At 71.5% G+C, this 22,128-nt stretch carries 20 protein-coding genes and 2 pseudogenes; 9 read left to right on the forward strand and 13 right to left on the reverse strand.

The features are described 5' to 3' along the window. The first annotated feature begins 109 nt into the window (after positions 1-109). The gene (locus tag QQY24_RS10900; RefSeq protein WP_301972477.1) at positions 110-1,756 is read left to right on the forward strand and encodes a hypothetical protein; all 1,647 of its coding nucleotides are present in this window, start codon (positions 110-112) and stop codon (positions 1,754-1,756) included. A 50-nt stretch (positions 1,757-1,806) separates the two neighbouring features. On the opposite strand, the gene QQY24_RS10905 is transcribed toward QQY24_RS10900, so the two are convergent. The 8 genes from QQY24_RS10905 to QQY24_RS10940 form a co-directional block, all read right to left on the reverse strand. After that, positions 1,807-4,395, reverse strand: a complete 2,589-nt coding sequence (locus tag QQY24_RS10905) for a SpoIIE family protein phosphatase (protein ID WP_301972478.1) — start codon at positions 4,393-4,395, stop codon at positions 1,807-1,809. Between the two features lie 249 nt (positions 4,396-4,644). Then, a complete protein-coding gene (locus tag QQY24_RS10910) occupies positions 4,645-5,073 on the reverse strand; it encodes an ATP-binding protein (RefSeq protein ID WP_301972479.1) in 429 nt (142 codons plus the stop codon). 108 nt (positions 5,074-5,181) lie between these two features. Then, positions 5,182-5,592: a (deoxy)nucleoside triphosphate pyrophosphohydrolase gene (locus QQY24_RS10915; RefSeq protein ID WP_301972480.1), complete on the reverse strand. Its 411-nt coding sequence runs from the start codon at positions 5,590-5,592 to the stop codon at positions 5,182-5,184. 30 nt (positions 5,593-5,622) lie between these two features. After that, on the reverse strand, positions 5,623-5,814 hold the full coding sequence (locus QQY24_RS10920) for an SPOR domain-containing protein (RefSeq protein ID WP_301972481.1): 192 nt from the start codon (positions 5,812-5,814) through the stop codon (positions 5,623-5,625). 336 nt (positions 5,815-6,150) lie between these two features. Then, positions 6,151-6,903, reverse strand: a complete 753-nt coding sequence (locus tag QQY24_RS10925) for a GntR family transcriptional regulator (RefSeq protein ID WP_301972482.1) — start codon at positions 6,901-6,903, stop codon at positions 6,151-6,153. A 234-nt stretch (positions 6,904-7,137) separates the two neighbouring features. After that, positions 7,138-7,881: an SOS response-associated peptidase gene (locus QQY24_RS10930; RefSeq protein WP_301972483.1), complete on the reverse strand. Its 744-nt coding sequence runs from the start codon at positions 7,879-7,881 to the stop codon at positions 7,138-7,140. 81 nt (positions 7,882-7,962) lie between these two features. After that, entirely contained in the window at positions 7,963-8,187 is a 225-nt protein-coding gene (locus QQY24_RS10935) for a tautomerase family protein (RefSeq protein ID WP_301972484.1), read from the reverse strand. Continuing rightward, positions 8,175-8,825, reverse strand: a complete 651-nt coding sequence (locus QQY24_RS10940; RefSeq protein ID WP_301972485.1) for an alpha/beta hydrolase — start codon at positions 8,823-8,825, stop codon at positions 8,175-8,177. Before QQY24_RS10940 ends, QQY24_RS10935 begins: the two co-directional genes overlap by 13 nt. Before the next feature lie 33 nt (positions 8,826-8,858). Between QQY24_RS10940 and QQY24_RS10945 the strand changes: the two are divergent. From QQY24_RS10945 to QQY24_RS34745, 5 genes and pseudogenes are all read left to right on the forward strand, one after another. Further along, positions 8,859-9,934: pseudogene (locus tag QQY24_RS10945) on the forward strand (lyase family protein); the annotation flags it as partial. Positions 9,935-10,095: 161 nt separating this feature from the next. Beyond that, on the forward strand, positions 10,096-11,259 hold the full coding sequence (locus QQY24_RS10950) for a 3-deoxy-7-phosphoheptulonate synthase (RefSeq protein ID WP_301976206.1): 1,164 nt from the start codon (positions 10,096-10,098) through the stop codon (positions 11,257-11,259). 39 nt (positions 11,260-11,298) lie between these two features. Beyond that, entirely contained in the window at positions 11,299-11,988 is a 690-nt protein-coding gene (locus tag QQY24_RS10955; protein WP_301976207.1) for an isocitrate lyase/phosphoenolpyruvate mutase family protein, read from the forward strand. A gap of 429 nt (positions 11,989-12,417) precedes the next feature. Then, positions 12,418-12,669: a hypothetical protein gene (locus QQY24_RS10960; protein ID WP_301972486.1), complete on the forward strand. Its 252-nt coding sequence runs from the start codon at positions 12,418-12,420 to the stop codon at positions 12,667-12,669. After that, positions 12,669-13,058: pseudogene (locus QQY24_RS34745) on the forward strand (DNA-binding protein). Before QQY24_RS10960 ends, QQY24_RS34745 begins: the two are co-directional and overlap by 1 nt. 245 nt (positions 13,059-13,303) lie before the next feature. Here QQY24_RS34745 and QQY24_RS10970 read toward each other — a convergent pair. Then, positions 13,304-14,488, reverse strand: coding sequence for a site-specific integrase (locus QQY24_RS10970; protein ID WP_301972488.1), 1,185 nt, complete (start codon positions 14,486-14,488; stop codon positions 13,304-13,306). Further along, positions 14,463-15,029, reverse strand: coding sequence for a hypothetical protein (locus tag QQY24_RS10975; RefSeq protein WP_301972489.1), 567 nt, complete (start codon positions 15,027-15,029; stop codon positions 14,463-14,465). The genes QQY24_RS10970 and QQY24_RS10975 overlap by 26 nt, the downstream gene beginning before the upstream one ends. Before the next feature lie 138 nt (positions 15,030-15,167). On the opposite strand from QQY24_RS10975, the gene QQY24_RS10980 reads away from it, so the two are divergent. Then, positions 15,168-15,332, forward strand: coding sequence for a helix-turn-helix domain-containing protein (locus QQY24_RS10980; protein WP_159024987.1), 165 nt, complete (start codon positions 15,168-15,170; stop codon positions 15,330-15,332). A gap of 116 nt (positions 15,333-15,448) precedes the next feature. After that, positions 15,449-16,408 carry an AAA family ATPase gene (locus tag QQY24_RS10985; RefSeq protein ID WP_301972490.1) on the forward strand — a complete coding sequence of 320 codons (960 nt, stop codon included), beginning with the start codon at positions 15,449-15,451 and terminating at the stop codon, positions 16,406-16,408. A 335-nt stretch (positions 16,409-16,743) separates the two neighbouring features. Here QQY24_RS10985 and QQY24_RS10990 read toward each other — a convergent pair whose 3' ends face one another. Further along, on the reverse strand, positions 16,744-18,000 hold the full coding sequence (locus QQY24_RS10990) for an IS701 family transposase (protein WP_301970740.1): 1,257 nt from the start codon (positions 17,998-18,000) through the stop codon (positions 16,744-16,746). A gap of 102 nt (positions 18,001-18,102) precedes the next feature. Here QQY24_RS10990 and QQY24_RS10995 point away from each other — a divergent pair. Beyond that, positions 18,103-18,935, forward strand: a protein-coding gene (locus QQY24_RS10995) for an IS5 family transposase (protein ID WP_301972491.1) whose coding sequence is annotated in 2 segments (ribosomal slippage) — positions 18,103-18,463 and positions 18,463-18,935 — 834 coding nt in all. Because the reading frame shifts where the segments join, the coding sequence is not laid out codon by codon here. 297 nt (positions 18,936-19,232) lie between these two features. Here the strand turns inward: QQY24_RS10995 and QQY24_RS11000 are convergent. Together QQY24_RS11000 and QQY24_RS11005 are read right to left on the reverse strand one after the other, a co-directional pair. Next, a complete protein-coding gene (locus QQY24_RS11000; RefSeq protein WP_301972492.1) occupies positions 19,233-21,227 on the reverse strand; it encodes an ATP-binding protein in 1,995 nt (664 codons plus the stop codon). Between the two features lie 204 nt (positions 21,228-21,431). Beyond that, positions 21,432-22,112 (reverse strand): M48 family metallopeptidase, encoded by a 681-nt coding sequence (locus QQY24_RS11005; RefSeq protein WP_301972493.1) that lies wholly within the window; start codon positions 22,110-22,112, stop codon positions 21,432-21,434. Between the last annotated feature and the right edge of the window lie 16 nt (positions 22,113-22,128).

The following is a 22,128-nucleotide window of genomic DNA, read 5'->3' on the forward strand; positions in this document are numbered from 1 at the left end:
TGCGGTTCCTCCCTCGTCCTCCCGGTCACTGCCGCTCCTCCTCCTCCTCGCGCCCCACCCGTGCCCGCCCCGCTCGCGCGGGCGTCCACCCGCCCATACGCTCCGGAAGGTGACGTCCTCCCTGTTTCGGGGCCGGCCCCGGCGCGTCCCGGCGCACGTGCGGGTGCGGGTGGCGCGTGCCCTGGCGGGTGCCGTGGCCGGGGGCGGGTGGCTGGTGTCGCCGGTGATGACGGTCGGTGCGCAGGATCCGGTTCCCGCCGGTCCGGCCGCTGCGGCCGCGAGTGCCGCCGCGCCCGGGGAGGACGGGGCGGCCGCCACCGACCTCGTGCTGCCCCTGTTCGCCGTCGGGGCGGCCGGGGTGCTGGCCGGGTACGGGTACCTGCGGCGCGCCCGGCGGGCCCGCACCCGGACGACGCCGGGCGTGGTGTCGCCGGCGCCGCCCGTGCCCACGGTGGCGCAGGCCGAGCGGCAGGCGCGTGCGGCGCTGGTGCTGGCCGACGACTGCGTGCGCGCCAGCGGGGAGGAACTCCCCTTCGTGGCGGCGCGGTTCGGCGAACGGGAGGTCGAGCCGTACGCGCGGGCCCTGGGGGGCGCCGGGGCCGAGCTGGCGTCCGCGTTCGCGTTGTGGCGGCGGTACGGGGAGGGACTGCCGAAGGACACGGGTGCCCGCCGGCAGGCGCTGGCGGGGGTGGTCGGGCGGTGCGCCGAGGCGGGGCGGCTGCTGGACGCCGGGGCGGAGGGACTGGACCGGCTGCGCGGTCTCGAACACGGGGTGCGGGAGGCGCTGGAGGTCGCCGAGGGGCGGTTCCGGGAGTTGGCCGCGCGGACGGTGGCGGCCCGGGCCACGGTGGCGGCGCTGCGCGCGCGGTACGCGGCTTCGGCCGGTGCGCCGGTCGCCGGGTACGCCGAACAGGCCGAGGACCGGATCGTGTTCGCCACCTCGCAGCTCAACGGGGCCCGGCAGTCCGCTGACGCGGGTGACGGCCGGCGGGCGGCCCGGCACCTGCGCGCCGCCGAGGGTGCCGTCGCCCAGGCCGGTGTCCTCGTGGACGGCGTGGAGCGGCTCGCGGCACGGCTGCGGGAGGCGGCGGGGCTGGTGCCGGCCGCGCTGACCGGCGCGGAGGCGGAGATCGCCGCGGTTCGCGGGGGGCGGGCGCCGGCGTCCCCGTCCGCCGGCGAGCTGCACGCCCGCCTCGCCCACGCCGACGGTGTGCTGGCGGCGGTGCGCGAGGAACTGACCGGGGGCCGGTACGACCCGCTGGACGCGCTGCGCCGGATCACGCGGGCCGTGCGGCGGTTGGAGGCGGGGCGACCGGGGGTGCTGGAGGCGGCGACGCGGCTGGTGGCCCGCAGCGCGGTCGGCGCGGCCGAGGACTACGTGACCGTGCACCGGGCCGCGGTGGGCGCGGAGGCCCGCACCCTCCTGGCGGAGGCGGTCCGGGCCCTCGGCCCGTGCGACGGTGCGGGGGACGTCCGGGTCTGGGCCCGGGCCCTGCGGACACGGCCGGCGCGGACCGCACGGGCACCCGGCCCGCGCGACGACGAGGCCGACGTGTGGGCGGGACGGGCGCGGGAGTCGGCCGAGCGGGACGTGCGCGGGCACGGCGGTCCCCGCGCGGACCCGGACGGCCGGACCGCCGGGCTCGACGGGGCCGTCCTCGGCGGGATCCTGCTCGCCCAGGAGCCGGACGGCGGCCCCCCGGTGAGCTTCGGCGGCCCGCGGGCGCGGGGGCGCCGGCGCCTTCCCGCACCGTGACGCCGGGCGCCGCACCGCGACGCCGGCCGCGGGCACCGGCACCCCCGGGCTCAGAACAGGCTCAGCAGGGCCTCCGCCGGGTCGGTCAGCCCGCCCTCCGTGCCGGGCAGCGGCAGTTCGAACCACACCGTCTTGCCCCGCGGAGTCCGCCGCGAGCCCCACGCCGCGCTGAGCAGCCCGACCAGTTGCAGGCCCCGCCCGCCCTCGTCGGTGTCGCGGGCGCGCCGGCGGCGGGGCTGGACCAGCCCGGAGTCCCAGACCTCGCAGACCAGCGTGCGGTCCAGCAGGAGGCGGAGCCTGATCTCCCCCTCGCCGTAGCGCAGGGCGTTGGTGACCAGTTCGCTGACGAGGAGCTCGGTGGTGTCGACCAGCGGCTCCAGGTCCCAGGCGAGCAGTTGCGCGCGGGCGTACTCGCGGGCGCGCCCCACGCTGCGCGGTTCGCGCGGCAGCGTCCAGTCGCCGACGGACGTGGCGGGCAGCCCCTGCACGCGGGCCATCAGCAGGGCGATGTCGTCCTCGCCGTGGTGGGTGTCCAGGGTGCTGAGGACGTGGTCGCAGACGTCCTCCAGCGGGGCGGTCGGGTCCGTCAGCGCGCCGACGAACGCCTGCAGGCCCTCGTCCAGCGGATGGTCGCGGGACTCGACCAGGCCGTCCGTGTAGAGCGCCAGCAGTGCGCCCTCGGGGAGTTCGACCTCGACCTCCTCGAAGGGCTCGCCGCCCACCCCGAGCGGCATCCCGGGCGGCACGTCCAGCATCAGGGCCGGCTCGCCGGGCTCCACGAGCACCGGGGGCAGGTGGCCGGCGTTGGCGAACGTGCAGCGGCGGGTGACGGAGTCGTAGACGGCGTAGACGCAGGTGGCCAGGTACACCTCGGAGAGGTCGGCGTCGCGGGACTGGCGGGCGGTGCGGGTGGCCTGCTGGATGCCGCCCGGTGTGCCGAGGCCCCGCGCGATCTCGTCCAGCGCGGAGAGGACCTCGGCCGGTTCCAGGTCCAGCAGGGCCAGCGTGCGGACGGCCGTGCGCAGTTCGCCCATCGCGACCGCCGCCCGCAGCCCGCGGCCCATGACGTCGCCGACGACCAGGGCCGTGCGGTGGCCGGGGAGTTCGATGACGTCGAACCAGTCGCCGCCGACCTCGGTGGCCGTGTTGCCGGGCAGGTAGCGGCAGGCGATGTCCAGGCCGGATGCCTCCGGGTCGCCGGGCGGCAGCAGGGACCGCTGCAGGATCAGCGCCCGTTCGTGCTCGCGCCGGTACAGGCGGGCGTTGTCGATGCAGACGGCCGCCCGCGCCGCCAGCTCCACCGCCAGGTCCCGGTCGCGGTCGCCGAACGGCTCGCTGCCCTTGGTGCGGGCGAACTGGGCGAGTCCCACGACGGTGTCGTGGGCGACCATCGGCACGGCCAGCGTGGACTGCACGAGGCCGCCGTCCTCGGCGGGCACGCGCTGCGGCCGGGCGGTGCGCAGGGCGTACGCGCAGGCGGAGTTGAAGGGGAAGTGGTGGACGGCGCCGACGGCGACGGGCTTGCCGGAGCCGCTGAAGGGCGCGTCGGAGACGGCGCTGGCGAAGGCGACGCGGCGCAGTTCGGCGCTGCCGTCGGCGAGGCCGGGCGGGGCCTCGTCGCCGGTGAGGAGGCCCTGGTAGAGGTCGACGGTGGCGAGGTCGCAGAAACCGGGGACGACGACGTCGAGGAGTTCGCGGGCGGTGGTCTCCAGGTCGAGGGAGTTGCCGATGCGGGCGCCCGCCTCGTTGAGCAGGGCGAGGTTGCGGCGGGCGGCGGCGGCTTCGCGGGCGGCGGCGCGGCGGGCGGTGATGTCGATGCCGAGCCAGGCGACGCCGATGGGCCGGCCGCTTCCGCTGTTGACGCGGTAGAGGTTGACCGACCAGTGCCGGCGTTCGTCGGAGCCCGGGACGAAACCCGTGACGTGCATGTCGGTGATGGAGTCGCCGGTCTCCATCACCCGGCGCAGGATGGCCGAAATCCGCTCCGCCTCACCGCGCGGCAGGTAGTCCCGGACCCCCCTGCCCCGGTGGTCGTCCGGGGCCCCGCCGAAGATGGAGGCGAACCGCTCGTTGGCGCGGCGCACCCGCAGGTCGGGGTCGATCAGCAGGAAACCGAACGGGGATTGGCCGAAGATCGCCTGCGAGGCGGCGAGGTCGGTCTCGATGCTGCGCAGGGTGCGGACGTCCACGACGATGCAGACGGCGGCCCTGTCGCCCTCGACGGTCCGGGTGGGCATGACGTAGACCTCGGCGAGGCCCTCCTCGCCGCGCGTCCCGTCGGGCCCGTCCGGCATCCGGAAGGGGACGACCCCGGTCCACTCGCGCCCGTCGAGGATCTCGGCCATCTTGCGCTGGCCGTGCCTGCGCAGGTCGGGGTCGACGAAGGCCTGGATGGGGTCCATGCCGACGGCGCGTTCGGCGGGGATGCCGAAGATCTGCTCGGCGCGCAGGGACCACTGGTCCACCAGCCCGCCGGGGCTGAGGGAGAAGGAGGCGACCTTGATGTAGTCGTAGATCGAGCCGGGCGGGCTGCTCTGCCACATGGCGTCACCGGGCACGGCCCCGGCCTCCGCGGCCTGGCCCCTCGCGCCGTCCGACGGGTCCTCGGACTCCGTGGCCTTCGCTGGTATCTCGCTCACGCGAACCGTCCCCTCCAGCTCACCGCATCCGGCACCGGTCACCGGAGGCGGCTGCCCGCAGTATCCAGTACTACGGCGCCGCACGACACGGTGTTCACGATCACAGCACGGTCCAGGCGGTTTTAGGACCGGACTGCGGCAACACTTCCAGTCTTCTAACCAGGGAACACGTCCCCGAATCCCGCATTCCGACCACCGTCCGCAGCGCGGGCGGCGCACTGGGCGGCGGCGGGGGCGCGCACACCGGGTTCATCCCGGCACCGCGAGTTCGAACCAGACGGTCTTTCCGCTGCCGCCGGGCCGGGTGCCCCACCGGCGCGAGGAGCCGGCGACGAGCTGCAGTCCGCGGCCGCCCTCGTCCTCGGCGCGGGCGGTCCGCTCGTGCGGCAGGTCCGGGAGCGGGTCGGAGACCTCGACCAGGAGTCCGCCGCCCAGTCCCGCCGGGCGCACCAGCCGCACGCCGATGGGGCCGGTGGCGTGCCGCAGCGAGTTGGTCACCAACTCGCTGACGAGCAGGGCCGCGAGGTCGGCCAGGCAGTCGAGGTCCCAGCCGTGCAACTGGCCCCGGACCGCGGCGCGGGCGGTGCGCACGGCACCCGGCTCCGCGGGGAAGGTCCACTCGGCGCCGTCGCCTTCGCTGTCGATCACGCCGATCACTTCCCAGGCCAGCGAGCCCACCCACGTCCGGTTTCATGGGGTTAGTGGGGACATACCCGGTATCCGGCGGCCAGTACCGTGGGGAGGGAGGCGCTGTGGGGCGAACGGCGTACGGGGGACCCGCGCCGCTCAACGCACTCCGGTGCGAAGGCGCGCCTCGACCTCCCGCACCGCCGCCACGTCCTGGTCCAGCCACGCCACGTCCCAGATCCCGGCCGGCGTCAGCCAGCGCAGCGCGTCGTGGTCCTCCAGGGGCCGGGGGGCGGCGGAGCCGGGGCGCAGGCGGGCGGTCCACACGTGCAGGACGTAGGGGGACCGCAGGGGCCACTCCCCCGGCACGCGCGCGACCGGTTCGGCGTCGACGCCGAGTTCCTCGCGCAGTTCCCGGACGAGGGCCTCCTCGGGCCGCTCGCCCGGCTCGACCTTGCCGCCGGGCAGTTCCCAGCGTCCGGCCAGTTCGGGGGGCGCACTGCGGCGCGCGGCGAGCAGGCGGCCGGCGTCGAGCAGGGCCGCACCCACCACCACGGTCCGTTCGGTCATGGGGCGGACCTTACGGCAGGACGCGGCGGGTCAGGGCCGCGCGCCGTCGCCGCCCTGGCCGATGCGCTCGACCCAGTAGAGCTGTTCGTGGCCGCGGCCGTCGAGGCTGTCGGCGATCTTCTGGGCCTCGGCGCGCGTCGCGTACCGGCCCACGCGGTAGCGATTGCCGTTGCCGTCCTTCCGTATCACGATCCAGGGCAGGGAGACCGTGCCCTCGCTCATCGCGCCCACCGTTCCTTCTCGCACCCGCCCCACCCGCTTCCCGTCCGGATCTCCGCCGCCTCCCACCCGGGGAAACCGCAATCCGCATATGCCCGAGCGTACGCCCAACCTTCACGCTGCGAATACGGCTTTTCACGAACAGGTACACAACCAGCCAGACCGCCGGGAGCGCGCACAAGCCCGCGCGCCCCCCTCGGGCGTCGGTGCCGCGAGCCGGGGACATGACGGGCAGGCCCCCGGCCACCTGCGGAAACGACCGGATCGCCGAGGCCGGGAGAAGGACGGGACGGGGGGTGAGTGACGGCGGCAACTGCCGGGGGAGCGTGCCGGTGTGCGCTACTTCACGGGCAGGTGGTAGGCGACCCGGTAACGATCGGCCGGGATCACGACGTCGGCGGTCTCCACCGGGCGCCCCGAGGCGTAGTAGGTGCGCTGGACGACCAGGACCACGTGTCCGGGCACGCCGCCCAGGAGGTGCAGTTCCTCGGCGAGGCCGGGGCGGGCGCCGACCTCCTCGGTGACGTTGTCCACGATGACGTCGATGGCCCGCATGCGCTCGACCACCCCCATGCCGCCGAGGGGGCCCTCCTCGGGGAGCATCACCGGGGTGCGGCCGGTGACGGCGAGGGGCTCCCAGGAGGTGGAGAGCATCATCGGCTCCCCCGCCTCCCGGAACAGGTACCTCGTGCGCATGACCCGGTCGCCGGGCTCGATGGCGAGCCGCTCCGCGATGGCGGTGCCGGCCTCGGCCTGCTCGCTGCTGGACTCCCAGGTGCCGCGCACCGAGGCGTCGGCCTGCTCCTGCCGGAAGGGCGTGGCGCCCCCGTCGGGGCGGAACCCGGAGCGGGCCACGCGCCGGGGCACGGGCCGCTCGCGCACGTACGTCCCCGAACCGGAGCGCCCCTCGACCAGCCCCTCGGCCATGAGCACCTTGCGGGCCTCCAGCGCGACGGTGTCCGAGACGCCGTACTCCTCGCGGATGCGGGCCTGGGAGGGCAGACGGGTGTGGGGCGGCAGCGAACCGTCGACGATCTTCTTGCGGAGATCACCCGCGACGCGCAGGTACGCCGGCTGCTCACCGAAAGTCACTGGCCGCTCCCATCAGGTTGTACAGACAGCAACAGCCTGGCAACCGTCGATTGAGCCACGCAAGCAAAGGCCAGAGAATCACTCGATGTGATGACTTCTGCGGGGGAGAGGCTTTGCCCAGGCACTTTCTGCCCGCTATGGCCGAGGTCACACGTCGGCGGCCCCGTTCACACCTGCACGCCGGCGCCGCCGAGCGGGGCGGAGGAGCGCCGCGTGCCGCCGGCGCCGCGGCGGCTAGGGGGTCGCCTCCTCCACCAGCCGGGGGCCGTTGTTGCGGACGTTGTTGACGGCCGTGGAGACGGGGCGGACGTTCAGTCGGCCGTCGGCGGGGCGGCCGAGCAGGGCGCGCAGCCCGACGGGGTCGTCGTGGTGCGGGTCGAGCCAGGCGTCGTAGTGGCCGGGGTCGAGGGCGAGGGGCATGCGGGGGTGGACACGGCCCGCGGCGTCGGTGGCCTCGGTGGTGATGATGGTGCAGGTCGTCAGCCAGGCCGCCGGGTCGTCGTCCTGCTCGACGTCCGGGTCGCGCCAGTACTCGTACAGACCGGCGAGCGCCATCACCCGGCCGTCCTCGGGGTGGATGAAGTACGGCTGCTTGCGGGTCCGGCCGGTGGCGGGGTCCTCCACCTGCTGCCACTCGTAGAAGCCGTCGGCCGGCAGCAGGCAGCGGCGCCTGGTGAACGCGCGGCGGAAGGCGGGCTTCTCGTGCACGGTCTCCACCCGCGCGTTGATCATCCGCGCGCCGGCCCCGGGGTCCTTCGCCCAGGACGGCACCAGTCCCCAGCGCAGCGGCCGCAGCTCCCGCGCCGGGGGCGCGCCCTCCTCCCGGTCGCGCCGGGTCCGTTCCAGGACGGCCCACACGTCGTTGGTCGGCGCGACGTTCCAGTTCGGCGCGAGGGTCTCCTCGGGCCGCCAGTCGTCGACGCGGAAGAGCCGGGCCAGGTCCTGCGGGCTGCGGGTGGATGCGTAACGGCCGCACATGCCTCCACTGTGCCACCGCGCCCGTCCTGCGCGCGGCACCGGCGGGCCCGCGCCCCGCGCGCGGCGCGGGCCCGCGGGGGTTCAGTGGCCGGGCCGCTTGACCAGCAGGCCGGGGCGGGCCGTGATCTCCGGCCGGTACACCTCCTCGTCCCAGGCCTCGGGCGCCACCGGGCGCAGTGCGATGGAGACCGCGTCCTCCCCCACGTCGAAGGCGTCGCGGACCGCCTCGGTGAGACGGGCCACGAGACGTTCGCGTCCGGCGTCGTCCAGGTCCTTCGGGAAGTGGCTGATGGTCACGTGCGGCACGGGAGCCTCCTCGATTCTCGGCGGATGGTCTTGCTGAGCTCGTCCACGCCCGGATCGCGCAGCGCACCGTAGTGGTCGGTGTCGAGGCGGGCCAGGGTCGCGGGCGCACCGGTGCGGGCCAGCAACCGCTCCAGGTGGGACTCCTCGTCGCCGCGGGCCGTGAGGACGGTGACCGGTGCCGTGACGCGCCGGTCGGCCGGCAGCCAGCCGTAGGTGCGGCGGACGAGGCGGATGACGCGGCGGACGGTGCCGGGGTCGAGCCGGCGCAGGCGGCGGACGACGAAGTCGGCGAAGGACTCCTCGTCGGTGGCCTGGCGCAGGCACTCCGCCAGCAGCGGTCCGTCGGCGCCGGCCGCGAAGACGGAGTAGAGGATGGCGCGGAAGGTGCGGTCCGTGAAGTCCGCCACCGGGTCACCGCCCTCCCCCGGGGCCGCCGTGACCGTCGGGCCCGGCGCGGCGGCCTGCGGGAGCCGGGGGGAACCCGGGGCGATCAGCAGCAGGTGGTCGACCTCCTCGCCCGCCCGTTCGAGCAGCCAGGCCGCCTCGAAGGCGACGCGGGCGCCGAAGGAGTAGCCCCACAGCGTGTAGGGGCCGGCGGGCTGGACGGCCCGGAGGGCGGCCACGTCGGCCGCGGCCATCTCCCGCAGGCTGCCGTGCGGGGTCTCCCCCGCCAGGACGTCCTCGACACCGGTGCGATGCTGGTCGCCTCCCGCGCCCTCGGCATCATCCTCGACGACCTGCGGCGCACCACCGACGCCCTCGGCAGGGCCGCCGCCGCGCACCGCGACACCCCGCAGGCCGGGCGCACGCTCGGCCTGCACGCCGTGCCCACCACCTTCGGCCTGAAGGCGGCGGGCTGGCGCGACCTCGTCCTGGACTCCGCCGAGCGGCTCGCCCGGCTGCGGCGAGAGGGCCTGCCGGTGTCGCTCGGCGGCGCCGCCGGCACCCTCGCCGGCTACCTGCAGTACGCCGAACCCGACGGCCCCGAAGGCCCGTTCGACCCCGCCGGCTACACCGACCGGCTCATCGACGCGTACGCGGCCGAGACCGGGCTGGCCCGCCCGGGACTGCCCTGGCACGCACTGCGCACCCCGCTCGCCGACCTCGGCGCGGCGCTCGCCCACACCGCCGCGGCCCTCGGCAAGATCGCCGTCGACGTGCAGGTGATGTCCCGCACCGAGATCGGCGAGGTCCACAAGCCCGGTCCCGCCGGCCGCGGCGCGTCCTCGGCGATGCCGCACAAACGCAACCCCGTCCTCGCCACCCTGATCCGTTCGGCCGCCCTCCAGGTGCCCCTGCTGGCGGCCGGGCTCACGCAGTGCCTCACCACCGAGGACGAGCGGTCCGCCGGCGCCTGGCACGCGGAGTGGCTGCTGCTGCGCGAGTGCCTGCGCCTCGCCGGCGGTGCCGCGCGCTGCGCCGCCGAACTCGCCGGGGGCTCGCGGTCCACCCGCACCGGATGCACGACAACCTCACGCTGACCGGCGGCCGGCTCGTCTCCGAACGGATCGCCGCGGTCCTCGCCCCGCGCATCGGCAAGGCCGCCGCCCGGCGACTGCTGACGCGGGCTTCCGCACAGGCCGGCGAGGAGGGCCGCACCCTCGGCTCCGTCCTCGCCGGCCGGCCCGAGCTGGACGGCGTGCTCCCACCGCAGGAGCTCGCCGCGCTGCTCGACCCCACCCAGTACACGGGAGCGGCAGGCCCCCTGGTCGACCGCGCCCTGAAGAGAGGGACACCACCGCTGTGACCGTCAGCCGGCTCGCCGAGCACCCCATCGACACCAGCCATCCGAGCGGCCGCCCGGCCGGGGCCGCTCACCGCACCACCGGTGCGGCGGCCCCGCCGGACGGCCGCGGGCCCGGGCACCCGCACTCCGTACCCACCCCGCACCCCCTCCCGGCGTCGGACCTGCCCGCCGCCCAGCAGCCGCAGTGGCCCGACGCCGAGGCCCTCGCCGAAGCCGCCGCGCACCTCGGCCGGACCCCTTCCCTGGTCCTGCCGCAGGAGTGCGACACGCTCCGCGACCGCCTCGCCGCCGTCGCCCGCGGCGAGGCCGTCATCCTCCAGGGCGGTGACTGCGCCGAGACCTTCGACGGGGCCGGCGAGCAGCAGGTCGACGCCAAGTTCCGCACGCTCAACCAGATGGCCGCCGTCATCGCCGAGGCGGCCGTCGCGCCCGTCGTCACCATCGGCCGCATGGCCGGCCAGTACGCCAAGCCGCGCTCCGGCACCCACGAGACCCGGGACGGCGTGACGCTGCCCGCCTACCGGGGCGACCTCGTCAACGGCTCCGTCTTCACCGCCGGGTCCCGCACCCCGCAGCCCGACCGCCTGGCCCGGGCCCACCGGGTGTCGGCGACCACGCTGAACCTGCTGCGCGCGCTGGCGGCGCGCAGCCGCACCGAGTTCTGGACCAGCCACGAGGCCCTCGTCCTGGAGTACGAGCGCGCCCTGACCCGCGGCACCCCGGCCGGCCCCTACAATTTGTCCGCCCACACCGTGTGGGTGGGTGAACGCACCCGCCAGCTCGGTGGTGCCCACATCGACTACGTCGCCCGCATCCGCAACCCGATCGCCGTGAAGGTGGGCCCCACCACGACCCCCGACGACGCCCTCGCCCTGGTGGACCGGCTCGATCCCGACCGGGAGCCCGGCCGCCTCACCTTCGTCGCCCGCATGGGAGCCGACGCCGTCCGCGACGTCCTTCCCGACCTGGTGACCAAGGTGTCCGCGGCGGGTTCACCCGTGATCTGGGTGTGCGATCCCATGCACGGCAACACCTTCGTCGCCGACGGCGGGTTCAAGACCCGCCGCCTCGACGTCATCGTGGACGAGCTCCGCGGTTTCTTCGAGGTGCACCGCGCGCTCGGCACCCACCCCGGCGGGGTCCACACGGAACTGACCGGTGAACACGTCACCGAATGTCTCGGGGGCACCTACCCGGTCACTCCCACCGACCTGCCGACCCGCTACGAGACCGCCTGCGACCCCAGGCTGAACCGCAGTCAGTCGCTGGACCTGGCATGGGAGCTGGCCGATCTGTACGCCGAGTACCAGCTCAGCAGGAGGTAACCCATGCGGAGTCTCACCCCCGCCGAAGAGTTCCGTCGCATGCACGAGCGGGGGGACGCCGCGTCACCGCTCGTCATCCCCAACGTGTGGGACGCGGTCAGCGCCCGCGTCTTCGCCGGCGCGGGCCACGCCGCGCTCGCCACGTCCAGTGCGGCCGTCGCCGCCGTCCTCGGCTACGAGGACGGCGGGCACACCCCGCCCGACGAGATGTTCGCCGCCGTCGCCCGCATCACCCGCGCCGTGGACGTCCCCGTGACCGCCGACATCGAGGACGGCTACGGGCTGTCCCCGCGCGAGATCGTCGAGCGGTTGCTCGAGGCCGGCGCGGTCGGCTGCAACCTGGAGGACTCCGACGCCGGCCAGGTCAAGGACGCCGACCGGCACGCCGACTGGCTGGCCGAGGTCAGCGTGGAGGCGGGCGACCGGCTGGTCGTCAACGCCCGCATCGACACGTTCCTGTTCGGGGACGGCTCGGTGGAGTCCGCCGTGAAGCGTGCCCGCCGCTACGCCGAGGCGGGCGCGGACGTGGTCTACCCCATCTTCGCGCCGCCCGAGCTGCTCCCCGACATCGTCGCGTGCGTGGGCCGCCCGGTGAACGCGCTGTGCCTGCCGGACGGGCCGACCCCCGCCGAGCTGGGCGCCCTCGGCGCGACACGCGTGACGTTCGGCCACACCCTGCACCGCCGGGCCACGAACGCGCTGCTCGACATCGTCAGCGACCTGGCCTGACCCGACGGGGGTCCCCCGTCGGCCTCCGGAGCCGTTCCGCTCCGGCCCCGGCTCCGGAGGGTGCGGCACGCCCGCGCGCTCCGGCCGGCGAGGTGGTGCCGCGCCTCTCACACGTCGGGGTGGAACATGCCGCGCAGGCATCCGACCTGCGGAAACGCGATACCGGAAGGCGCTGCCCACCACACGTCCGGCACGGTCGGGAGCCGTCCGGCACGTCTCCTCCCACCGCCCACTCCGGGCCTGGACGGGGTGCCCCTCCAGGCCGGACAAGGTACCGATGTCCCGTCGGACGGGGCGCCTGATCCGCGCTGCCGCAGGTCGGAGGCCCCCTGCGTGCGACCTCCCGGGTGCGGGAGGAGGCGGCGCGGATCAATGGGACCCGCAGAAGCTGTTCACCACCGAAGGCCCACCACCGGTGAGACCGGCGGTATGAGCGGTAGCAGGAAGTACTCCATCGGTCTGCCCGGGGACCTCGCCGAGGCCGTACGCGCCCGCGTCGGGCCCGGCGGCTTCTCCGCCTACGTCGCCGAGCCCCTCGAACAACGGGTCGCCATGGACAAGCTCCGGGAGATCGTCGCCGACTCCGAGACCGGCAACGAAGCTCTCACCCGTGAGGAGGTCGAGGCCGCCCGGGCGCTGCTGCGCCACGACCACCGCCAGGCCGGCGGGGCCGCCGCCTGATGCCAGGCAGCCTCCTGCTCGACGGCGAAGGCCTTTCGAAGCTCTACCGCAAGGACCGTATGTCGTGGCTCTGGTCCGAGCGGCCCTGGAGGAGGACATCCGCGTCGCCACCAGCGTCATGACCACTCTTGAGGCCGACTGCGAGCGCATCCGCCCGGCGCGCGTCAAGTGGGTCCTCTCCCGCGTCGACGTTCACGACGTCACCGAGGAGATCACCGACCGGGCCGCCGCGCCTCTGCGCGCCTGTCACCCCCATGGTCACCAGTACCGTCGATGCCGCCTTCGCCGTCATCGCCCGCATCGCACCCCGGCCGGCCACCGTCCTCACGTCCGACCCCGGGGACCCGACGCTCCTGCGCGGCCCTTCCGTGGAGGTCGTCAAGGTCTGAGGCAGTGCCACTGCCACGCCGACCGGGCCTGCCACCGCCCCTCATCACGGGACGGGGCTCCCTGCGGACGGGAATTCGTGCCCGGTCCGCCGACAAGCGGGCCAGGCACAGGTTCTGACGAGACGTCAGACGTTGAAGCGGAACGTTCATGGAGCTCCTCCCTCCCCAGTGTTCCCAAGGGTTTCAGCCCTTCGAAGGGGTGCAGGGTCAGCACCAAGTCAGCACCGTGTCGTCGGGTCAGCACGTCATGCCGCCACTGCGACGGCGCGTACCGGCGACGGCCGGAGCGCCTGCTGCATCACGTCCCGGCACCGGTCCCACGCCTCCGGCACCAGGTGCCCGTACGTGTCGACGGTGGTCTTGATGTTCCGGTGACCGAGCCAGCGGCTCACTTCGTGGATCGGGACGCCGTTCGCAAGCGCAGTCGAGGCGAAGAAGTGGCGCAGGGAGTGCGGGGTGTACCTCGGCTTCTTGTCCGGGGTGACCACGCCCGCCGCCACGCACGCCTTCCGCCAGTGATAGCCGTACGTCGACGCCGTGGGCATCTTCCCCTTGCCCCGCTCACGCGGTGCGAACAGCGCCTCTACGCCGTCGACCTCGACCGTGCCCCAGCGCTTCAGGTGGTTGCCGATCTCCTGGTCAAGGAACGTCGGCGTGGGCACGTCCCGGTACTCATCCGCCGTACGGTGCTTGAGCGGCACGAAGCGGGTCACGCAGTCACCCTGATTCGCCTTGGCGCTGATCTGCCGGCGCAGCCGCAGGAAGCCGTCTCGCTGGCAGTCGGAGGTCAGCCCGAGAGCCTCGCTGATACGCAGCCCAGCACCCGCCTGGAGCCACACCGTGAGCCGGTACTGATCGGACATGGCGGCGGCGATGGCGTACACCTCCCCGAGCGTCGGTATCTCGTCCGGGTCGACGGCGGCGCCTGCCGTCTTGATCGGCGGCACCCCGTCGCACGGGCTCTCGTATATGCGCCGTTCCTTGACGGCCGTCGCCATCATGGCGCGCAGGATGTTCATGCGGTCGTTGACTGTCGATGCCGCCAATCCGCCGTTCACCATGGCCGTCTGAAGCTTCTTCACATCCGGGATGGTGACGCTGGCGAGGGTGCGGGCACCGAGCGCGGGAACCAGGTGGTTCGAGATGAAGCCCCGGTAGTTCCGTCGGGTCGACTCGTTCACCTGGTGCTGCGCGAGCCACTCTTCCGCCCACTTGCGCATGGAGATCTGCCCGAGCTGGTGGTCGATGTAGACCCCGGCCCGCTTGTCGTTCTCCGCCTTGACGCCGAAGCTCTCGGCCTCCCGTTTCGTGGGGAACGACTTCTCCCGCTGACGCCCCGTCCGCCCACCGGGCTCTCGGTACCGAACTGTCCACAGGTGCGCGCACCGGGTCTTGTTCTGGCAATCACACTTCTTCAGTACCTGGGCCACTCTTCATCCCCCTGAGCACCTCGTTGGCCTTCTCCGTCAGCTGTCCGCCCGCCTTGCCCTCGACCTTGGTCAGGAAGCCGCGCTTCCGTGCAGCGCGCAGGTGCCCCTTGAGCGTGGCCTGCTTGATGTTCGTAATCTCCTCAAGCGCCTGGATCGGGGCCCGCTCGCCGATCTCGACGACCCGCACATAGACCGCCGAGAGCATGGCCAGGTACCTATCGGTGACCCCTCTGGGCGCGTCGGCGAGCCACCCACGCAGGAGTCCTGCTTCCTCCTCCACTGCCTGGTCAATACCGGTCGGAGCTGCGTCGAGCATCTCCACGAACGATCTGGTGTCGATCTGCCGGAGCACCGTGCTGGACAGGCCGCGGGCGATCTCCTGCAGGTCGCCGTCTTCGTGCGGCTCGATCCGAATCTCCTGCGGCCCACCGCCCACGGAGTCGGCTGGCCGCCACATCGTCACCTTCCATGATCCGATACGCCGATGAATCTCGATGCCCGCACGCGACGGCGGACCGTCAGGGCTACGTGTGATCTCCATGCGATAAACGTACGAGCCCATTCAACCCGAGTCAAGTCTAGATGTGACACATCCGGCTTTGACAGAACCAGACACATCGCTCAGGATGATGCCGGTACGCCGAACCGAAGGAGTCCGCCTTTGCACCACAACCGCCTGATGACCGTTGACGAACTGGCTGAGTACCTGGGCAAGAAGCCCGCCTGGATCTACAACAACCACCGGATACTCGGCCTCCCGTCCCGGAAGGTCGGCGGCAGCCTGCGCTTTCGCATGTCCGAGGTCGACCGCTGGCTCGACCGGGAGTGCCCGGCCTCGGCCTGACCCGCGGTCCTCTCACCCGTACCCGACCGAATGGAGGTCACATGATCCCGCCACCCGGCGGGAGACAGCGGCGCACACCTGTGCCGCTCCGCTCAAAGGAAGGACGGCCACGCACGGTGGGAGCCATCAAGGACAAGGGGCGGCAGCTCCACGAGATCGAGCGGGTCCCGTACGAGGACGCGTTCCTGATCGGCGACCTCCTCACCACCCGGACAACATTGCTGGCGGGCGAGCCCAAGGCGGGCAAGACGCTGCTCAGCGCGGGCATGGGCATAGCCCTGCTCAACGGCGAGCCGACGTTCCTCGGCCTGCCGCTACATCAAAGAATCGACCACATCGTCTACGGCCTGACCGACGACGGCGCGGCGGAGGAATTGAAGGAGCGGCTGGACGGTGCCGTACCGGACGACTCTGTGACCATCTTCCCCGTCCGGGACGCGGGGGACTCCGGCTACTGGAAGGGCATCTACGAAGACCTCGCGGACATCAGGCCGGGCCTGTTCGTCCTGGACAACATGCTCGGCGCGCTCGCACCGGGTGAGGACATCTCATCCCCGGTGACAGCGCAACGGTTCGGGCACAGCTTGCGCCCGATCACGGACATGGGCATCCCCGTGCTGGTGGTGACACACACCCCGAAGGGAACGGCGGAGGGAATGAGCGTCGCATCCTCGCCCATCGGCGGACGGGCGATCGCGGCCGGCGCTCGCGGCATCATCACCTTGAGGAACTCCGGCAAGCGCGGGCGGCGCATCGAAGTCAAGATGAATCGCGCCCGGGAAGACCTCAACCTCGACGTCACCGTGCACCGGGCCAGCGCGACCAGCGAGGTCCCTGTCTGGGAGCGTGCGAGGCCCCAGATCAAGGCCGTCGACATGCCGAAGGCGAAGCCCTGGGACGAAGTGCTCGCAGCGCGGATCATCGAGGAGCAGCCGGAGGAGACGAACTACAGGCCGCTCGCCCAGCGGTACGCCCCGACGGTCGGCAAGAGCCTGGAGACCATTCGTCCCAAGCTCAGGGATGCCCTGGAGTACGTCGACGGGCGCTGGATCCGGAGGCGCTCCGAGCCCGCCTGATCCGTGGTGGTGGTGATGCAGCCCCCTTACAGGAAGTGTCACCACCACCAGCTACCTCGCTCCGCTCGGCAAGCCTCGCTCCTCCTTCTACTTACGTAAGTACGTCAGGATCTCTGGACACTGGCGGCCTGTGGCCGACCAGCACGCAGGCCACTGGGGGACTACGAAAGCCCGAGGCCTCGAAGCCCGCCAGACAAAGGCAGCGGCTCCCCGAAGGAGCCGTTGAACGAGCAAGACGACTTAGTACTCCAGCAGCGGTTCGTGGCCTGAGGTGCGTTTTCGGTAGTGGCAGCGGCGGGCGATGGCCTGGCGGTGTCTTCTCCAGGCGGACCAGTTCAGTGCGTGGGTGATGGGATCGCGGTCGGCTCGTGGGTGGGGCAGGAGAGTGTCCAGGAGCCGCCGGATCTCTGCCACGGTGAGCGGGACGGTGGCTGATCCGTTTCTGCAGCCCCCTTTGCCTCCCCGCCGGCCTGGGCTTGTGCTGCGAGTGCGGCCAAGACGGCGTGGGCGAGCATGGCCAGGGTGATGTGCCGATACCAGCCGACATAGCGGCGGACTTCGTACTCGTCCAGGCCGCACTCGTTCTTCGCGGCCTGGAAGCACTCCTCGATCGCCCAGCGGGAGCCGGCGATGCGGACCAGCTCGGCGATCTCGACACCCACGGGTGCGTAGGCCAGGTAGTAGGCCACATCTTCGGGGTCGGACAGGCTGCGGCGGGCCATCACCCACCGGTGATGGGTCGGCGGATCCGGATCGAAGATGATGTTGGCGGGCAACTTGGCCCCGGCCCAGTCGTAGATCCGCGGGCCCTTCGCCCCATCACCGCAGGACAGCCGCTGCCAGGCATCATCGGGTGCTTCATCGATGAGATGGTCGATGCGCCAGATGCCGGCCAGGGACTTGATCTGCTGGGACTTGGGCACCGCCACCACGTAGCCGACGCCCGTCTGCTCGAGCAGGCGGCGGAAGTGCCAGTCCTGCCCGTAGGCCTCATCCGCGGTCACCCACGACGCCGGCAGGCCGGCGGCCAGGCAGCGGCGGACGATGTCCCGGGCCAGTTCCCCCTTGGTCGCAAAGCCTCGCCCGTCGGGGATCTTGGCCGCCCGGCAGCGGTCACGGTCGGACGTCCAGGCTTTGGGCAGGTAGAGCTCCCGGTCCACCAAGGCCCGGCCTGAGCTGGTGGCGTAGGCGCCGAACACGCCGATCTGACAGTTGTCGATCTTTCCTGAGGTGCCGGTGTACTGCCGACTGACCCCGGCTGAGGTGGTGCCCTTCTTGATGAATCCCGTGTCGTCGATGATCAGCACACCGCCCGGTCCGAGCCGTTCGGCGACGTAGGCACGGACGTCGTCACGCAGGGCGTCCGCGTCCCAGACACTGCTGTTCAGCAGCCGCTGAAAGCCGTCCGGAGTGCGGTGACCTGCCCATTCCGCAAGCTGCCAGCCGTTCTTGCGTGTCGCCCGCCCCAGCAGACCACGGACGTAGTCCCGCATCCGCCACCGCAGATCCGCCCGAGTGAACCTGCCCGCCACCCGAGCGAACACCAACTCCAACTCGCCGGCCCAGCAAGCGGCTTCACTCATCCCCTCCATACCAGGACAACGACAACCACCAGCTCAGGACACGAACCGCTGCTGGAGTATTAGAACTCCTAACGAAATGATCTTCGAGGTGGTTGGATCACTACGGCAGCGATGATCTGGGGGTGCGAAGTGGCACGGCCGAAGCCGTGGGAAGTCGACGACGAGCTGTGGGCGGTGATCGAACCGCTGCTGCCCAAGGTCGAGCGTCGGGCCCGGCACCCAGGGCGCAAGCGGCATCCGGACCGGCTGGTGTTCCAGGGCATCCTGTTCGTCCTGCACACCGGGATCTCCTGGGAACACCTGCCGCAGGAACTCGGCTTCGGCTCGGGCATGACCTGCTGGCGACGCCTGGCCGAGTGGACCGGGGCCGGCGTGTGGCCCCGACTGCACGAGGTCCTCCTTGCCAAGCTCCGCAGCGCGAACGCCCTGGACTTCTCCCGAGCGGCCGTCGACGGCTCCCACATCCGCGCGCTAAAGGGGGTCCCAAGACCGGACGAAGCCCTGTTGACCGGGGCAGAACCGGCAGCAAGCACCACCTGATCACCGACGCCACCGGCATCCCGCTCGCCGCCACGCTGACCGGCGGCAACCGCAACGACGTCACCCAGCTGATCCCTCTGCTGGAGGCGATACCGCCGGTGCGGGGCAAGCGAGGCCGGCCCCGACGCCGCCCGGACGTGGTGCTGGGCGACCGCGGCTACGACCACGACAAGTACCGCCGGCTCGTCCGGGACCTGGGCGTGAAGCCACTGATCGCCCGACGCGGCACCGAACACGGCTCCGGACTTGGCACCCAACGCTGGGTCGTGGAACGCGCATTCGCCCACCTGCACTGGTTCCGCCGTCTGCGGATCCGCTGGGAGATCCGCGACGACATCCACGAAGCCTTCCTCACCCTCGGATGCGCGCTCATCTGCTGGAGGCGCCTGACGTCATTGCGATAGGAGTTCTTACGCAAGTACGCGATTGCGTCCAGCGGCGAAGCCGTAAGCCTGTGCAGCGGCGAAGAGCAAGTACGTCAAGCCGAAAAGAAGCCCAACCAGGAAGCGGCCTATCGGCCGTTCTTCACGTAGACGACTTACGAGGCTCGACTTGCGTACTTGCTCTTGCCGCTGCCTCCTCGGGGCCGCGGATGCGGCCCACTCGTCAGGAGTCGGTGAGGCTCACGTCCAGTTTCTGACGCCGTTGCTCCCTACCCATGCCCTTCCGCCGTTGCCCTTCACCGCCGTAGGGATGGGGCCTCACGAAGTGGCGGCAGCTCCGATCGTTCCGCTGTCCCCCGCCCTGGCCGCGGGCACCGTACCGTCGCCCACCAGATCCATAACCGCGTCAGTGTGTTCCCTGATCAGATAGTCCATGGCGTGCTCGGTCGACGACTGATACTCAAGCTGCTCGCTGTAGAAGCGGAGCCGCTCCTGGGCGTCCTCGATGATCTCGCCCCAGGTTCGTACCCAGATCCGGTACGTGGGCTGGTTGACAGCACATCCAGGCATCCGGTCCTGCTGGTGGGCGAGTTGGCGAAGACCGTCGTCCATGGCATTGCCCACAAGCCAGAAGTCCCAGGTCACCTTGGGGTCCCGGAACCTGTCGTCGTTCATGACCGCTTGTGCATAGCTGTTGATCTGCGTGAACTCGGACATGCCGAGTGTGACATTCGACCTCTTGAGTTCGATCACGAGGTGGTGACGCTCCCCTTTCCGCTGCCGGGCAGCACGGGACAGCATCAGGTCGACGATCCCCCGACGCCCGTCCTCCCTCAGAACGGGAGCCGGTGCAGGTGTGTCCCGATCGAGAAGACGACAGTGCTGTCTCAGCACCTCGTTCAAACTGCGGTCGCTGACGTGCAGCCCATACTCCTCACCGAAGATCCAGCACTCGTTTTCCAGGATCCGGTGCAACTCCGTGCGCTCCTTGACCCGTCCCTTGGCCACGGGATCGAAAACGAGGTGCTCCAGAGCCGACAAGGAGTCGAGGCGTCCGGTCGTCGCGGTCGATGCCTTGATCAAGGCCGATAGCGGGGTACGGTCCAGCAGACGGCTCAGCTCCGCCTGCTCCTGCTTGGAGAGCGCGAAGAGCTCCTCGGCGATACGGAGCACTTCGCCCGGCTCGTGGGTCAGGACGGAACGCAGAAGCGCGAAGGACACCTTCTGCGCCCTCTTGCTCGCCGGCAAGTGCCGGACGACCGCGGTCGCCACGGCGTCGAAGGTCTCGCGCTCCGCGCGCTCCTGGTCGTTGCCGGGCTCGCCTGTATACGGGTAGAAGCCCTCCGCACGCCACGAGTCAACGAGCTCACGACGGCGCTCGTCGGCGCGGGAACGGAAGTGCTCACGCATGCGCTCCCGGGCTTCGGCCAATACCTCGGCAGCGGGCCCCTCCGGCATCCAATCTGCGAAGGCGAGGTCACCGACCGAATCGTCCTCGAACCCAGACCAAGACAGGTACGCCGTGAAGTGGAAGCCCGGAGCCTGGATCTCCGGCTTCAGCTGCGCCAAGGACATACCTCGGCCGTCGCAGAGGAACAGAGCCCGGGAGTACGGACGCGACCATTCGATGATCTTCAGCTGCGCCGCCGGGTGAGAACTGCCCGGCGGAGACGCCACCTCGTACGTATCGACGTGAACCTGTTCCGACGCCGGATCCAGCCGCGTCCCGTCGTAGGTGATGCAGATGTCCGGGTACGCCTCCAGATGGAGCGCGAAGGCAGCAGTGAGCGCGGTACGGGCGGCGTCCTCGGTCAGCTTCTGTAGGTCCTCCCCTCCGAACGCCTCGAAGATCGTCCCCGTCGCATCAGCCGTCGGCTCGGGATCGCTGACGTCGAACTCGTCCATGGAGTCGCGATCGGACTCGATGACCACGCGCCGGCGGATCCCCTGCATCCCGCTCACGCTGGTCCAGCGAACCTCGCTACCGAGCGCGAAGGCCCTGACTCGGCCCCGCCCGTTCTTCCCGTGCAGCACGCGCTTCTTGACCTCGCTGACCTGCGTGCGCTTCTTCCAGGACGTACCGATCTGCTCGAAGTAGTCGCTGCACTTCTCCGCCGCGATACCAGTGCCGTCATCGATCACGGCGACCCGGTCGACTCCACCGAAGTCGTTGCGCTCAAGCACAACGGTGACAGTCTCGGCGTCCGCGTCGAGAGAATTCCAGATCAGTTCCTCGACGGCTCCCACGGGATGACGCAGGCGTGCCAGCTCCTCGACGTGCCCCCGCCCTACGGTCAACCGAAGCTTCGCCATGGGGTCAGCACCTTCCGCGTCATCGTCATCTGATGGGACCGAGGGGGAAGCGAGACCCCCCTCTTTAACTCGCATACCTGATAAACGTCACTCGATATTTTCGAGCAACGGAAGTGCGTCCACGATCTCTCCGGGCTTCAGGGCAGACATGAGGCTGTTGTCGTGGAGCAAGCTCCGTCCGGACACAAGCAGTCCTCGCTGCACTCAACGCCCTGTCCATAGCTCGTCAGAGAGCGGTGCGGCATTCAGGCGATCGCGGCGACTACGCCAGTCCGGCAGGAAGCCGTCCATCAGCCGGGCGAAGCGCTGGCCGTGTCCCCGTTCGAGATAGTGGACCATCTCGTGAACGACGACGTACTCAAGGCACTCTGGATGCTTCTTGGCCAGTTCGGAGTTGAACCACAGGCGGCGGGTCTCCCGGTTGCAGGAGCCCCACTTGGTCTTCATCCGGCGGATACCCCACCACGGCACGGAAACCTTTAGCTTGGTCTCCCAGCGCTCGATGAGCGCTGGGATCGCCTGACGGAGTTGCTCACGACACCACCGGTCGAGCAGGTCACGACGGCGCTCCTCACTCGTCCCGCTCGGCACGTAGAGCACCATTCGGTCGCCGTCGATTTCTACATGCGGGCGTCCCGGCCGCTCGATGACCTTCAGGCGTCGTCGCACACCCCACACGTAGTGGGATTCTCCGCTGACCATCTCGCGCACCGACTGACGCTCAGCCGAGCGCATTTGATCCTGCTGACGCTTGATCCACGGCAACCGCTGGATGACGGCCAGGCGGACCTGATCGTCATCCAGTTGCTGAGGAGCGGCCACCCGAACGCGCCCAATGGGTGGGTAGACGCCGATGTGCAGGTTCTTGATGTCCTTGTAGACCACGTGGACGTCAATGCCC

The organism is Streptomyces sp. TG1A-8, from assembly GCF_030499535.1.
In the GTDB taxonomy this organism is placed as follows: Bacteria; Actinomycetota; Actinomycetes; order Streptomycetales; family Streptomycetaceae; genus Streptomyces.